This is a genomic window from Comamonas sp. 17RB (genome assembly GCF_030056555.1).
Classification (GTDB): domain Bacteria; phylum Pseudomonadota; class Gammaproteobacteria; order Burkholderiales; family Burkholderiaceae_C; genus Comamonas; species Comamonas terrigena.
The window spans coordinates 204,311-217,115 of the sequence record NZ_JASHHY010000005.1; the positions used below are offsets into that span (position 1 = coordinate 204,311).

Below are 12,805 nucleotides of genomic sequence, written 5' to 3' on the forward strand. Positions count from 1 at the left end.
CCTGCCTGGCCGCACTGAACCTGCCCACCCCTTAGAAAGATCGGAGTCCACATGATCCATGAAGCCGTTGGCCTGAAGCGCCGTGAGTTCCTCGGAACCTCCGCACTCGCCATTTCCGCCGCAACCCTGGGAGTTTCAGCCATGACCCTTGCGACATCTGCCGCCGCCGCCGACTACAAGAAGAACCCTTTCACACTGGTGTACGGGGATGCCATCACGGCCAACGAGCCGGGCAAGGTCCATATCCATCCGGTGAAGTACCCGCTTCACGGCGTGGAGATCGTCGCGAATGTCTACACACCGGCGAACTTCGACCCCGCAAAGAGATACCCTGCGGTGGTCATCGCCCACCCCAACGGTGGCGTGAAAGAGCAAACCGCAGGGTTGTATGCACAGCGCTTGGCCGAACAGGGCTACGTGACGATTGCTGCGGATGCCGCTTACCAGGGAGGAAGCGGCGGGCTGCCGCGCTCCGTGGACACGCCCGCGAACCGGATTGAGGACATCCACGGCATGGCGGATTTCATCGCCACCTACGCCGGGGTTGATGCGCAGCGCATTGGCCTGCTTGGCATCTGCGGTGGGGGAGGCTATTCCCTGGCGGCAGCAAAGACCGACAAACGCTTCAAGTCCGTGGCAACACTGAGCATGTTCAACTCCGGGCGTGTCCGTCGCAATGGCTTTGCCGATTCGCAGCTCGCCACGGTCCAGCAGCGTCTGAAGCAGGCCTCGGACGCTCGGGCTCAGCAGGCGGCCGGCGGCAAGATTCTGTACTCCGGCGACGCCGACATGACGGATGCGCAAATCGCCGCGCTGCCGTTCGAGATGTACCGGCAAGGCTACGAGTACTACTGGCGCACCCACGCACACCCAGGCTCGACATTCAAATACACGACAAGCAGCCTGCTGGACCTGATGCGCTGGGATGCCACGGACCAGATCGAGTTGATTGAACAACCACTGCTGATGATTGCTGGAAGCAAGGCCGACAGCCTTTACATGACCGAGGCGGCATTTGCCAAGGCGACCGGTGCCAGGAACAAGGAGTTGTTCATCGTTGACGGTGCCACGCACATCGAGACGTACTGGGTGCCCAGGTATGTGGAAGCCGTGGTGGCCAAGTTGACGCCGTTCTACAGCAAGCATCTGTGAACCCAGTCCACGCTGGTGAAGCCTCACTTCACTACGCCACGGGCCGCGCGCACCACTCTTCATTCAGGACGAGCCCATGTCATCGAGCACAGACTCCGTGCGCCGGTCCGTGATGGCTGCCATGGCAGCGCTGCCGCTCGCAGGTGGCGCTGCTTCTACGGCGCCGCAGGCTCCCAGGAAGCGGCAACCATCGACCACCCTGGTGGCCTATTTCTCGCGGTCCGGCAATACCCGGGTGGTCGCAGGCCTGATCCACCGGGCGCTGGGGGCGGACCTGTTCGAGATGCTGCCCGCCCGGCCGTACCCTGACGACTATCTGGCCACGGTGGAGCAAGCACGGCAGGAGCGTGACAGCGGCCGCGAGCGCGCTCTGGCCAGCAAGGTGTCGGACATCGCACGCCATGAGACGGTCTTCCTGGGATTCCCCATCTGGGGCGAGACGGTGCCCCCTGTGGTGCGCACATTTCTGTCTGCACACGATCTCTCGGGCAAGGTATTGGTCCCCTTCATCACGCATGGGGGCTATGGGCTCGGCAACAGCCGCGCGGTGCTGGCCCGCGCCGCACCGAAGTCGCGGCTCCAGCAAGGGTTCTCAATGGAAGCGGATCAGGAGCGCGCCACGATGAACCAGGTCAACGCGTGGCTGCAGTCGGCCGAGAGGGGCGCTTGGCCAGGCGTTGACCATCAGCCAATCAGGCGGTGAACTGGGGCCGAGTCGGCTCAGCAAGGGAATAGGGCGCCGGGCCGGTCCATGGGCAGTCGATGTGAGCGACCCTTGCGCTCGCATGTCCGTGCACGCTTCGATTCAACCACGCCAGTCTTTTGGACAGTCCTGCCTGCGTTGGCTGCGAATCCCGCCTGGGTGGTAGGGCACGGCATTTCGAGTTGATCGCAATCAACAGACTGCAGACATCAGCCATGGCAGCGCCGATGTCGGCAGGGGCCCGCCTGCTTGCCTGCCATCTTTCACAGGCATCGCAGCCGCGGCCATGCCAAGCCTTGGCATGGTCGGTTGCATGGCAAAGTCCTCCCATGCCGTAAAGGCCCCTCCCACTCAGTGCGCCCCTTGGCGCAGCCTTTCCAGTTCGGCCCTTTCCTTGGCCAGCTTGGCTTCACGGTCTGCGATCTTGCTGGGTTTGCCTTTTTCCCGTGCCTCGTCCAGCTCGCGCTGGCGCTCCTGCACCTTGCGTTCCTGCGCGGCAATCTTGGCGGCATGTTCCTGCGCAAGTTTGGCGTCGCTGCAATGCTCCTGGTTTTCGCGCAGCGCTTTTTCCAGGCCGCGCACACGGTGGGACTGGCCCTTGGCCTTGGCATGCTCGATATCGCGTGCAATCTCTGCCCGCTTGCTTTCGCATGTGGCATGCACCGGTGATGCCGGTGGTGCTGGTTGCGCCAGAACGGCTTGGGAGGCCAGGGCGGACATTGCAATGGCAATCAATGTGGCAGAAGTGCGCATGGGCCGTATCTCCAGAAGTTGATCTGCCCATGATGCCGCAATAGCGGGCAGCGTTGCCAGCTATTGCCGCATGCCCGCTGCGGCGCTCCGCGGAGCGCACGCCTGTGCATGCCCCACACCGGCCAGGCGAGCGTCGCCACATTCTGGTGATCTGGATACAGACCAGGGAAGTGCGGAGCGGCACGAATGCGGTAAAGCGCTTTGCCTGCGATGTGTTGATTTACATCAATGGCGGTGTATTTTTCGTGTAAAAGCGTTATTCCATTTGTGAATAGCGAACGATAGAATCCCCGCTCTTTTTGCTCTCCAAAAAGCACTGCGGCTGCGAAAGGTGCAGCCCGGGTGCCAGAACATTGATGCCACACCGCAACCCACAGCCTTCCCGTTCTTCTCCCCACTTTGTCCGCACATCGCCCTGGCTTTGGGCCGCTTTGGCGATCACTCCCTTCGGGATGGCGGTGGCCCAGACGGTGCCAGGCGCCGATACGGGGGCTGAAACCAAGGCCGGCCAGCAGGTGTTCACTTTGGGCACTGTGGAAGTCAGCGGCAGCCGCCAGGCCGACACGGGTCTGGGCGATGTGCAGCGCATCGGCAGTGCAGAGATGGAACAGGCCAATGCCGACACCGTGGCGGATGCGGTGCGCCTGCTGCCCGGGGTCAGCCTGACGCGCAACAACCGCAATGAGGAAATGCTGTCTCTGCGTGGCTTCGATTCCCGCCAGGTGCCCGTCTATGTGGACGGCATTCCCCTGTATGTGCCCTACGACGGCTATGTGGACTTCGGCCGTTTCACCACCTTCGATCTGTCGGAGATCACCGTGGCCAAGTCGGGCGCTTCTTTGCTGTACGGCCCCAACACCCTGGGCGGCGCAGTCAATCTGGTCACGCGCAAGCCGGTCAAGGCCTTCGAAGGCGATGCACGCCTGGGCATGGGCACCGGCCAGTCCCGCAAGGCGGCGGTCAATCTGGGCGGCAACCAGGGCACCTGGTACTACCAGGTCGGTGCGTCCTATCTGGATGCCGAGACCTTTGCGCTGCCCAAAGGTTTCAAGGACTACAAGAAGGTGCCCACCGATACCGGTGACTACCGCGAAAATGCCTACCGCACGGACAAGCGGCTGTCGTTCAAGCTGGGCTTCACCCCCAACGCCACCGATGAATACGCCCTGGGCTATGTGCGCCAGGAAGGCGAGAAAGGCAACCCGGTCTATACCGGAACGTCGACACAAAAGAGCGCAGTGCGCAACTGGCGCTGGCCGTACTGGGACAAGGACAGCATTTACTTCCTCAGCACCACACGCCTGGGCAGTGACAACGTGGTCAAGACCCGCCTCTACCATGACACGTACGAGAACGGTCTGGACATCTACAAGGACGCGTCCTATACCCAGCACGACCCCACCAGCAGCTACAAGGATGTGAGCAAGGGCGCCAGCGTGGAATGGGCCAACTACAGCCTGAAAAACCACGAGCTGCGGTTTGCCGCGCATTACAAGCAGGACGAGCACACGGATGCGGCGTCCGGCAAGGACCCGCAGAAGCACTACCGCGATGTGACCACCTCGCTGGTGGCAGAAGACACCATCACGCTGGGTGAGCGCTGGCGCCTGAATGTGGGTGTCAGCCACGACAAGCGCGACGCCAAGGAGGTCTACCTCTGGCCCACAGGCTCCACCAGTGCCACGAACGCACTGGCCAAGCTCAGCTATGCCCTCACGCCCCAGGGCGACGAGGTCTATGTGATCGCATCGCACAAGACGCGCTTTCCCACCATCAAGGATCGCTATTCGGCCCGCATGGGCACCGCCCTGGCCAATCCGGACCTGAAGGCCGAAGCCGCCAACCATCTGGAGCTGGGCTGGAACGGCACGCCGTGGCAAGGCGGCAAGGGCCAGGCCGCCGTGTTCTACAGCCGTGTGCGTGACCAGATCCAGACCATGGTGGTGGATTCCACCGCCTGCGGCGGAACCACCTGCAACCAGGCACAGAACGTGGGGCGCACGCGGAATCTGGGGCTGGAACTCTCGCTGGTGCAAAAGCTCTCTGCCGCCTGGAGCGCCCACGCCAGCTACACCTACCTGGACCGTACCAATCTCAGCGACCGCAGCATCACCCTGACCGACACCCCGCGCCAGCGCGTGTATGCCGGCCTGCAATGGAACCCGACGGCGCAATGGCAGCTGCGTGCCGAAGTCGAGGCCGAGCAGGGCCGCCAGGTGCCGCTGTCGGCCAGCGGGCAGTCGCAGGTCTACCAGATGGCCGGCTATGGCGTGGCCCATCTGCGCGCCCGTTATCTGCCGCGCCCCGACACCACGGTGGACTTTGGCGTGGCCAATCTGGGGGACAAGTGGTACCAGCTGTCTGACGGCCTGCCCATGCCTGGTCGCAGCCTGTATGTGAACGTGGGCTACCGCTTCTGATGGCCATGGCCCCGGGATGCAGCCGCCGCACAGTGCTGACGCGTTTGGCAGCGCCTGTGTGGGCCGGGGCTGCTGCTGCCGGTGGGGTCTCCGCATGGGCCATGCCGGCGCAGGCGTCCGAACAGCCGCAAGCGCAGGAACAGCCCGCTGTGCAGGTAGCAGCCGTGGGCGGCCTGGTGCTGTGCGGCATCTGGCCGCATGTGGCCGATGCGGCCAGCCGCGCACTGGGCCTGCCGGTGCAGACCGTCACGGCCGCGCCCAAGGAGGGTGTGGTGCCCGCATTTGCGCGCGGCGATGCGCAACTGCTGCTGATCCACGCCAGCGACGAAGCCATGTCGCTGGAAGCCAGCGGTCTGGCTGCAGCTGCCCGGGTGTGGGGCTGGAACCAGCATGTGATTGCCGGGCCTGCGCAGGACCCGGCGGGTGTGCGCCAGGCCCTCAATGGGCAGGATGCCCTGCGGCGCATTGCCGATACCCGCTCTCCCTTCATTGCGCTGCGCGATCCCGGCAGCTATACCGTGGTGCAGCGTCTGTGGCGGCAGGCAGGCATTCGGCCGGATGCCCGCTGGCTGCGTGCCGACACCAGCCCGCGCCCGCAGGCGGTGCTGCAGCTGGCCGCCGAGCTGCAGGCCTATGCCGTGGTGGGGCATATCCCGCTGCACTTTGGCAAGATGGGCGCACCCGGTGTGGAACTGTTGCTGCAGGGCGACCCGCAGATGCGCCGGCCTTATGTGGTGTTGACACCGGGGCCGCGCCATCCGGCCACTGCACCGCAGCGCGCAGCTGCACAGCAGCTGGCAGACTACCTGCTGTCTGTTGCAGGACAGCAGGCGCTGGCGCAGGCCAACCACGCGGCCCAGGGGCCCTGGGTTTTTGCCCGCGACAGCACGCCCGTATGGACGGCTGCCGATGAACGTTGATTCTTTGTTGCCATGACCATTGCCGACACTCCCTCCGCCGATGCGCGCTCTGCCCATGCCATGCTGCCTCTGGCCGCGCTGGTGCATCCCGATGACCAGCTGGACATGGAGGCCCTGCTGGAAGCCACGGCCCGCAGCCTGCAGCAACGCGGCTGGCGGGTAGGGGGGCTGGTGCACCGCATGGACCAGTACCCCAACGGCAACAAGCGCATGCAGCTGCTGGATCTGCGCTCGGCGCAGCAGTTCGAGCTGACGCAGGACCTGGGCGCGGCCTCGCAGGCCTGCAGCCTCAATCCCCAGGCACTGGCACAGGCCAGCCGCGTGTTGCGGCAGTGCCTGGCCGATGCCGTGGATCTGGTGGTCATCAACCGCTTTGGCCAGGTGGAGGCCGCAGGCCGCGGCTTTGCCAACGAATTTGCAGCCTTTGTGGACGCAGGCATCCCCGTACTCACGGCGGTGGCGGCTCGCCACACGGTCGACTGGCAGCGGTTCACCGGTGGCATGCACGCCAGCCTGCCAGCGGATGCAGCGCAATTGCTGGAGTGGTGTCTGCAGCAACTGCCGCAGGCCCCTGCTACTCCGGGTGCACCGGGTGCAGCCGCCGCAGTTGCAGAAGCGGGCGAAGCATTCCCATCCGCCGCGCTTGGCGCAGCGGCCATACCAGCACAATATTCCGTGCCGACTGCACGCCCTGCCGCGGCCCTGCAGGAGCATGCACCATGAATGCACCCCACAACCCGGCGCGCAGGCGCTGGCTGGGCGGCATGGGGGCCTGCGGGGCTTCGGCCCTGTTGGCACCTCTGACACCGTTGGCATCTTTCCCGCTGTGGAGTCCTGCCCATGCGGCGGCACCCACCAGCACGATTGCCGCACGCTTTGGTGCCATGCCCGCGCCGGACCGTGTGCGCCGGGTGTTTGCGGCAGGCCCGCCGTCCGGCGTGCTGGTGGCGGCACTGGCACCGCAGCTGCTGCTGGGCTGGCCCATGCAGCTCGGTGATACCGCACGCTCCTATCTGGGGCCGGCACTGCAGGCACTGCCCCACCTGGGTCGCCTGTCCGGCCGGGGAAGCACCATGCCGCTGGAAGCGCTGCTGGCGCTGCAACCCGATCTGGTGCTGGATGCGGGCACGGCAGATGCCACCTATGTCTCCTCCACCGAACGGCTGGCACGCCAGACCGGGCTGCCCTGCGTGCTGGTGAACGGCACCCTGCCCGACCATGCACGGCAGCTGCGCGAGGTTGCGGCCCTGCTGGGGGTGGCGGCGCGTGGCGAAACCCTGGCGCAGTACGCCGACAGCGTGATCCAGCTGGCCCGGCGCATCACCGACAGTCTGGCCTCTGCCGACCGGCCGCGCGTGTACATGGGGCGCAGCACCAACGGTCTGGAAACCGGCCTGGCCGGTTCCATCAATGTGGAAGTGGTGGACTTTGCCGGCGGCCACAATGTCGCGGCCGATGCCGGGCGAGGTGGTCTGACGCGGGTGTCCATGGAACAGATACTGGCCTGGGATCCGCAGGTGATCGTCACCCAGGAAGCGGACTTTGCCGAGCGGGTGCTTCGGGACCCGCTGTGGCGCGGCGTCAGCGCCGTGCGCAGCGGCCGTGTCCACTGCGCCCCGGTGTTGCCCTTTGGCTGGCTGGACGGCCCGCCCAGCGTGAACCGTCTGATCGGCGTGCGCTGGCTGCTGGAAAAGCTGCACCCGCAGCACCCCGCACTGCGGGGCTTGCCACCGCTGGCACAGGCGGTGCAACAGTTCTATGCGCTGTTCTATGGCGCCAGCCTGCGTTCTGAACAGCTGCAAAGCCTTCTGGCTTCAGCGCGTTGAGTGGTGGCCATGGAGACCGAATTGCTGCTCAACGGCCTTGGCCTGCATGGTCTGCGCGGCCTGCGCAGCGTGCTTCGGGCGCTGACGCCACGCAGGCCAGGGAACCCTGTGTGCCCCAGCGCTGGCAGCGCTGCGGTCCGCCGAAAAGGCCGTCCATGCAGCGCGTGATGGCGCGGCTGGGCTGCATAGGCGGCTGGGGACTGGGGTTGGCGCTGCTGATCCTGGTATTGCTGTGGGCGCTGGGCGTCGGGCAGTTCCCGCTGACGCCCGCGCAGGTGTGGCAGTCGCTGTACGCCAAAGTCGGGGGCAGCGCATCACCCTTGCCGGGCAATGCCGAAACCGTGCTGTGGAACATCCGCATGCCGCGCATTGCCGCCGGTGTGGCTGTGGGGGCCGTGCTGGCGGCGGCAGGCGCTGCCTACCAGGGCATGTTCCGCAATCCGCTGGTGTCGCCGGACATTCTGGGTGTGTCTGCCGGTGCCGGGCTGGGCGCCGTGGTGGGCATTTTCTGGGGCTTCTCCATGGCGGTGGTGCAACTGCTGGCCTTTGCCGGCGGACTGGCTGCCGTGGCGGTGGTGGTGCTCATCAGCACCAGCGTACGCAGGCATGACCCGGTGCTGGTGCTGGTACTGGCGGGCATTGCCCTGGGGGCGCTGCTGGGGGCGGGCATTGCACTGATCAAGACGCTGGCCGATCCCAACACCCAGCTGCCCTCCATCACCTTCTGGCTCATGGGTGGCATGAGTGCGGTCACCTTGCAGGATGTGGGGGCCACCGTGCCCGTCATGCTGCTGGCGCTGGTGCCCATGGCGCTGCTGCGCTGGCGTATCAATCTGCTGGGCCTGCCCGATGAGGAAGCGCTGTCGCTGGGCGTGTCGGTGCGCACCCTGCGCCTGCTGCTGGTGGCCAGCGCCACGCTGGGTACCGCAGCCGCAGTGTCGCTGGCGGGCATCATCGGCTGGGTCGGCCTGGTGGTGCCGCATGTTGCGCGCCTGCTGGTGGGGCCCAATTTTGTGCGGCTGCTGCCCGCTTCGGTGCTGCTGGGCGCCGGCTTTGTCGTGGCGGCCGACACCCTGGCCCGCAGCGTGGCGCGCATCGAGCTGCCGCTGGGCATTCTGACCTCGCTGGTCGGTGCGCCGTTCTTTCTGTACCTGCTGGCCCGCACCGGCCGCCAGGGGGGAGGGCAGTGAACATGGCCGATGCCGCAACTTCTACATCTTCCGCACCTTCCGCACCTTCCACTCCTTCCCCGGTGCTGCAACTGCGGCAGCTGTGCATCGGCCATGGCCGTCGCACCGTGGGCCAGGCGCTCGATCTGGAGATCGCCGCTGGCGAAGTGCTGTGCCTGCTGGGCCCCAACGGCTGCGGCAAGACCACGCTGTTTCGCACCGTGCTGGGACTGCTGCCGCCCTTGGGCGGACAGGTCCTGGTGCAGGGCCAGCCGGTGCACGCCTGGCCACGGGCCGAGTTTGCGCGCCAGGTGGGCTACGTGCCCCAGGCACAGGCGGGGGCCTTTCCATTTGCCGTGCTGGACATGGTGCTGATGGGCCGTGCCGCACGCCTGCCCGCTCTGGCCCAACCGGGATCGCGCGACCGCAGCGTGGCCCTGCAATGCCTGGAGCAGCTGGGCATGGCACACCTGGCACAGCGCAGCTTCACGGAGCTGAGCGGGGGCGAGCGCCAACTGGTGCTGATTGCCCGTGCGCTGGCGCAGGAGCCCGCGCTGCTGGTGATGGATGAGCCGACCGCCAGCCTGGATTTTGGCAACCAGATCCGGGTGCTGGAGCGGATCGCAACGCTGCGCGAACACGGCATGGCCGTGTTGATGTCGACCCACCAGCCCGAACACGCGCTGCGCGCCGGAGACCGTGTGGCGCTGCTGGGAGAAGGCAGGCTCATTGCCTGCGGTGCACCGGGCGCTATCGCCACACCCGCAGCCCTGGCCCGGCTGTACGGCGTCAGCGAAGCGGCCATTGCTGCCCATTTTGCGATGGGCATCGGGCAGCGGCAGCAGGCCACGCTCTGAAGGGACTGCTGCACCTGTCGGTGCCGTGCGGGCACGAAATCTTGATGCGGCAGGCGCAGTCTCTGTGGTGGGTACTGCCGTGTTGCTGCTGCGTTGCGCAACATCGGCAGCCCTTGTCGTGCAGGGCCTGGATCCGCAGGCTCCGCAGGGATAGATAGACGCTATCGCCGCCACCCATGGCGGGCATGAGCCTATCCCCGCTCAGAGGGCGCCGAGCACGCCATGCCGCTCACCTGGGCGGCGCCGGCTCACGCTTCCGCCGTCGCCTCTTGCTGTGTGCTTTGGGCGGGTTGCTGTGCACCCGCCTGGGCGGCGTAAGTGCGCACATGCTGGAAGAACTGGCCCATCATCTGGCTCCACAGCTGCACCATCATGGCCAGATGCTGCGGGGCGATGCCGCCTGCGGCCAGAATGTCCATCTCCAGCACCACAAAGTCGCCATGCTGGGAAGCGCGCACAAAGCGCTTGGTGCGATGCCACTCACCCAGCAATCCCTCGGGCAATGTGCCGCCTTGCACCCGCAGCGGGCAGCTCAAGGTCAGGTCTACATATTCGCCTTCGCGCAGCGCATTGCCCCACATCACCTGGAAGCCGATGCCCTGGCTGGCGCTGTGCAGGCGCACCACGCCGTTGTCGTTGACGGCAGTGACCGCGCAGCCCGATGCCTTGATGGCCTCTGCCACCTGGTCGGCGTTCATCGAGAACAGCAGTTCTCCAGTGGGGAGTGTGGTCGCTGGGGTGGATTTGTTGGTGCTCACAGTCGGCTCCTTGTCGGTGAAGGGAATGGTGGCGTTTCAGTGGCGGTCAGTTGACTTTTTGCAGCGCGGCATCCAGCGCAGCCTTGTCGATGCTCACGCTGGAAGAGGGCGCCAGCTTGCTGAGATGGGCGTTGATGAGTTCCTGCTGGCGCTGCTCGCGCAAGGCTGCCTGCAGCATGGGCTTGGCTTCTTCCAGGGTGGCCGGGCGCGCAGTTTGGCTGGACAGCAGCTTGAGCACGTGGAAGCCGGCGGTGGAGCGCACGGGATCGCTGATCTGGTTGGGCTGCATCGTGGCCACCACTTCGCGGGTCTCCGGCAGCAGCTGCGCCAGTGGCAGATTGCCGACTTCACCGCCCTGGGCCGCGCTGGCCGCATCTTGCGAGTGGGCTTTGGCCAACGCTGCAAAGTCACCGGTGCGCGCTTGCACGGCCAGCTCGGCGGCCCTGGTGCGTACGGCAGCAATGGCGGCGGCATCCGCATCGGGCGTCACGGGCAGAAAGATCTGCGCTACCCGGTAGGTCGCCGCCATGTTGAGCTGGGGCTTGGCGCGTTCGTAGGCGGCGCTGATCTCGGCATCGCTGGGGAAACCCGCAGGCAGCTTCACGATCGACTCCAGGTAGCTGCTGCTCACGACACGGGCCGTCACGTCCTTGACGGCCGCATCAATGCGTGCCCGCACCTCCGGGCGTTCTGCCCATTTCTTTTGCTGGGCCTCTTGCAGCACGGCCTCGCCGGCCAGGCGTTGGCGCAGCCAGTTCTCCAACCCCTCTCGGTTGCTCTTGACCTTGGCGCGCTCGCTCTCGGGCATGGCACGCAAGAGCTGCTGGACTTCGGCAGAAGAAATATGGATGGCGCCCAGCGTGGCCACGGCAGGCTCGGACGACTTTGCCGCCGGTGTGGCCGCCTGCACCAGAGTGCCGCTGCCCATCAACACGGCCAGTGCCAAACCCAATGTGCTGAATCCGTTGCGGCGGGTCAGAGATGTCATGAGTTTCCTTTCATTTGGAGTATGTGCACGCTGTGCCCGGCAGGCAGCCCAATCATCCAGGCACATACCGGGTGATTGCGGCGCCATGCAAGCACCGGTTGTGCCGACACGAAGTATTTGGATATTTCTCTGCAGGCCAAATCGAGGGGGCGAACCGTCTCTTATTGCCTCACGTTGACAACACACGATGCGATGGTGCACAGATGGATGCAACTTGTAAATTGCATCTTACAGGTAATCGCTGGCGCGATGCCCGGCCACTTGGCACCCGGAACATCCGGGTGCGCTGCGTCGGGAGGTGCATAAAGCTGCCGGCTAAGAGCCGCGAACACAGCCCTTGATACGTCGTTGCTTCGCCTTGTCGTACTTTGGTACTGTCAGCGGCTTCGTGCCTCGTCTTAAACGCAAACCTGCGGTTTACTGAGGCGTGTTAGCGGCTCTAAGTGGTCGTTTCTTTCTCAGCACAGTCTGGTGCATTCTGAATCGATGGGTCGATGGTCGGTTGATCCAGTCGCTTGCTGTCGTTATTCCGCATACGCATTCCGTTTGCGACCCACGGCGATTTCACATGCAGTTGCTGCAGATGAAACCGCGCGGTTCTGCGGTAGGTCCGCAGGGTGCTCGGGATGCCGCGGCGATGCTCACGAAACAGCACGCCTGTCGCAGTGATTAATGTGCGCTGCAGCATCTCCATGGCCGGGCACTTCACAGAAATCGCCGGCCCATAGCGCATCGGTACCGTTCATCGATTGCCGCCTATTTCGGCCCCGTTTCCGGCCAGTTTGCCTAGACAAAATGATTCTGGTCTCTATGCTTTTGTTTCAACGTCATTGATTCCGTGCCATCCAGTTTGTGCTGCAACGCAGTACAGAGCAGCAGGTGGACCTGCTCATCCATCGTTCTTGCAGTTTCTTCGTGTGATTTTCCCCAAGTGAGCCATCCGTTCGGTTGAACGGTTGCCAGTCACAGCAGGTCCGCCATCGATCCATAGGTCAGAAAGCGCTGCAGGCCCTCTGCAGCGCTTTGCCAATCTGAATCGGGAGGAGACAAAAGATGAATCACACTTATCGCACGATCTGGAATGCGGCTTTGGACAGTTGGGTGGCGGCTCCAGAGATTGCGCGCAGCGGTGGTTCGTCAGGAAGAGGCAATGCCTCCGGCGCGCAACGCCGTCTGCCACGCTTGCGGCGTTGTGTGCAGGCCGTTGCACTGGCGTGGGGGGGCGTGGCCTTTCTGCCAGCAGCGCAGGCCGCCTGTAC

At 65.1% G+C, this 12,805-nt stretch carries 12 protein-coding genes and 1 pseudogene; 9 read left to right on the forward strand and 4 right to left on the reverse strand.

All coding sequences use genetic code 11. From position 1 onward, the window contains the following. Positions 1 to 51: 51 nt before the first annotated feature. Entirely contained in the window at positions 52 to 1,152 is a 1,101-nt protein-coding gene (locus QM470_RS11075; RefSeq protein ID WP_502846834.1) for an alpha/beta hydrolase, read from the forward strand. Positions 1,153 to 1,228: 76 nt separating this feature from the next. Continuing rightward, the gene (locus tag QM470_RS11080; RefSeq protein WP_283339296.1) at positions 1,229 to 1,855 is read left to right on the forward strand and encodes a flavodoxin; all 627 of its coding nucleotides are present in this window, start codon (positions 1,229 to 1,231) and stop codon (positions 1,853 to 1,855) included. 351 nt (positions 1,856 to 2,206) lie between these two features. On the opposite strand, the gene QM470_RS11085 is transcribed toward QM470_RS11080, so the two are convergent. Continuing rightward, positions 2,207 to 2,608 (reverse strand): DUF1090 domain-containing protein, encoded by a 402-nt coding sequence (locus QM470_RS11085; protein WP_283339297.1) that lies wholly within the window; start codon positions 2,606 to 2,608, stop codon positions 2,207 to 2,209. Positions 2,609 to 3,060: 452 nt separating this feature from the next. On the opposite strand from QM470_RS11085, the gene QM470_RS11090 reads away from it, so the two are divergent. From QM470_RS11090 to QM470_RS11115, 6 genes are all read left to right on the forward strand, one after another. Further along, positions 3,061 to 5,028, forward strand: coding sequence for a TonB-dependent receptor plug domain-containing protein (locus QM470_RS11090; RefSeq protein WP_283339384.1), 1,968 nt, complete (start codon positions 3,061 to 3,063; stop codon positions 5,026 to 5,028). A 149-nt stretch (positions 5,029 to 5,177) separates the two neighbouring features. Continuing rightward, positions 5,178 to 5,948, forward strand: coding sequence for an ABC transporter substrate-binding protein (locus QM470_RS11095; RefSeq protein WP_283339298.1), 771 nt, complete (start codon positions 5,178 to 5,180; stop codon positions 5,946 to 5,948). Positions 5,949 to 5,960: 12 nt separating this feature from the next. Beyond that, a complete protein-coding gene (locus tag QM470_RS11100) occupies positions 5,961 to 6,671 on the forward strand; it encodes a DUF2478 domain-containing protein (protein WP_283339299.1) in 711 nt (236 codons plus the stop codon). Beyond that, positions 6,668 to 7,774 carry an iron ABC transporter substrate-binding protein gene (locus QM470_RS11105; protein ID WP_283339300.1) on the forward strand — a complete coding sequence of 369 codons (1,107 nt, stop codon included), beginning with the start codon at positions 6,668 to 6,670 and terminating at the stop codon, positions 7,772 to 7,774. The genes QM470_RS11100 and QM470_RS11105 overlap by 4 nt, the downstream gene beginning before the upstream one ends. 155 nt (positions 7,775 to 7,929) lie before the next feature. Further along, positions 7,930 to 8,964: a FecCD family ABC transporter permease gene (locus tag QM470_RS11110; protein WP_283339301.1), complete on the forward strand. Its 1,035-nt coding sequence runs from the start codon at positions 7,930 to 7,932 to the stop codon at positions 8,962 to 8,964. 2 nt (positions 8,965 to 8,966) lie between these two features. Next, positions 8,967 to 9,800 (forward strand): ABC transporter ATP-binding protein, encoded by an 834-nt coding sequence (locus tag QM470_RS11115; protein WP_283339302.1) that lies wholly within the window; start codon positions 8,967 to 8,969, stop codon positions 9,798 to 9,800. 248 nt (positions 9,801 to 10,048) lie between these two features. On the opposite strand, the gene QM470_RS11120 is transcribed toward QM470_RS11115, so the two are convergent. From QM470_RS11120 to QM470_RS11130, 3 genes are all read right to left on the reverse strand, one after another. Then, positions 10,049 to 10,558: a YbjN domain-containing protein gene (locus QM470_RS11120; RefSeq protein ID WP_283339303.1), complete on the reverse strand. Its 510-nt coding sequence runs from the start codon at positions 10,556 to 10,558 to the stop codon at positions 10,049 to 10,051. A gap of 46 nt (positions 10,559 to 10,604) precedes the next feature. Then, on the reverse strand, positions 10,605 to 11,546 hold the full coding sequence (locus tag QM470_RS11125) for a peptidylprolyl isomerase (protein WP_283339304.1): 942 nt from the start codon (positions 11,544 to 11,546) through the stop codon (positions 10,605 to 10,607). 439 nt (positions 11,547 to 11,985) lie between these two features. Then, positions 11,986 to 12,240 carry a hypothetical protein gene (locus QM470_RS11130; RefSeq protein WP_283339305.1) on the reverse strand — a complete coding sequence of 85 codons (255 nt, stop codon included), beginning with the start codon at positions 12,238 to 12,240 and terminating at the stop codon, positions 11,986 to 11,988. 359 nt (positions 12,241 to 12,599) lie between these two features. Between QM470_RS11130 and QM470_RS21480 the strand changes: the two are divergent. After that, a pseudogene (locus QM470_RS21480) lies at positions 12,600 to 12,731 on the forward strand (ESPR domain-containing protein); the annotation flags it as partial. Positions 12,732 to 12,805 lie beyond the last annotated feature (74 nt).

Bases quoted from the DNA above. Each gene is read 5' to 3' on its own strand.
- QM470_RS11110 (WP_283339301.1), top strand. From the start codon at position 7,930: ATGCAGCGCGTGATGGCGCGGCTGGGCTGCATAGGCGGCTGGGGACTG.
- QM470_RS11100 (WP_283339299.1), top strand. From the start codon at position 5,961: ATGACCATTGCCGACACTCCCTCCGCCGATGCGCGCTCTGCCCATGCC.
- QM470_RS11080 (WP_283339296.1), top strand. From the start codon at position 1,229: ATGTCATCGAGCACAGACTCCGTGCGCCGGTCCGTGATGGCTGCCATG.
- QM470_RS11085 (WP_283339297.1), bottom strand. From the start codon at position 2,608: ATGCGCACTTCTGCCACATTGATTGCCATTGCAATGTCCGCCCTGGCC.
- QM470_RS11130 (WP_283339305.1), bottom strand. From the start codon at position 12,240: ATGGAGATGCTGCAGCGCACATTAATCACTGCGACAGGCGTGCTGTTT.
- QM470_RS11105 (WP_283339300.1), top strand. From the start codon at position 6,668: ATGAATGCACCCCACAACCCGGCGCGCAGGCGCTGGCTGGGCGGCATG.
- QM470_RS11090 (WP_283339384.1), top strand. From the start codon at position 3,061: ATGGCGGTGGCCCAGACGGTGCCAGGCGCCGATACGGGGGCTGAAACC.
- QM470_RS11075 (WP_502846834.1), top strand. From the start codon at position 52: ATGATCCATGAAGCCGTTGGCCTGAAGCGCCGTGAGTTCCTCGGAACC.
- QM470_RS11115 (WP_283339302.1), top strand. From the start codon at position 8,967: ATGGCCGATGCCGCAACTTCTACATCTTCCGCACCTTCCGCACCTTCC.
- QM470_RS11125 (WP_283339304.1), bottom strand. From the start codon at position 11,546: ATGACATCTCTGACCCGCCGCAACGGATTCAGCACATTGGGTTTGGCA.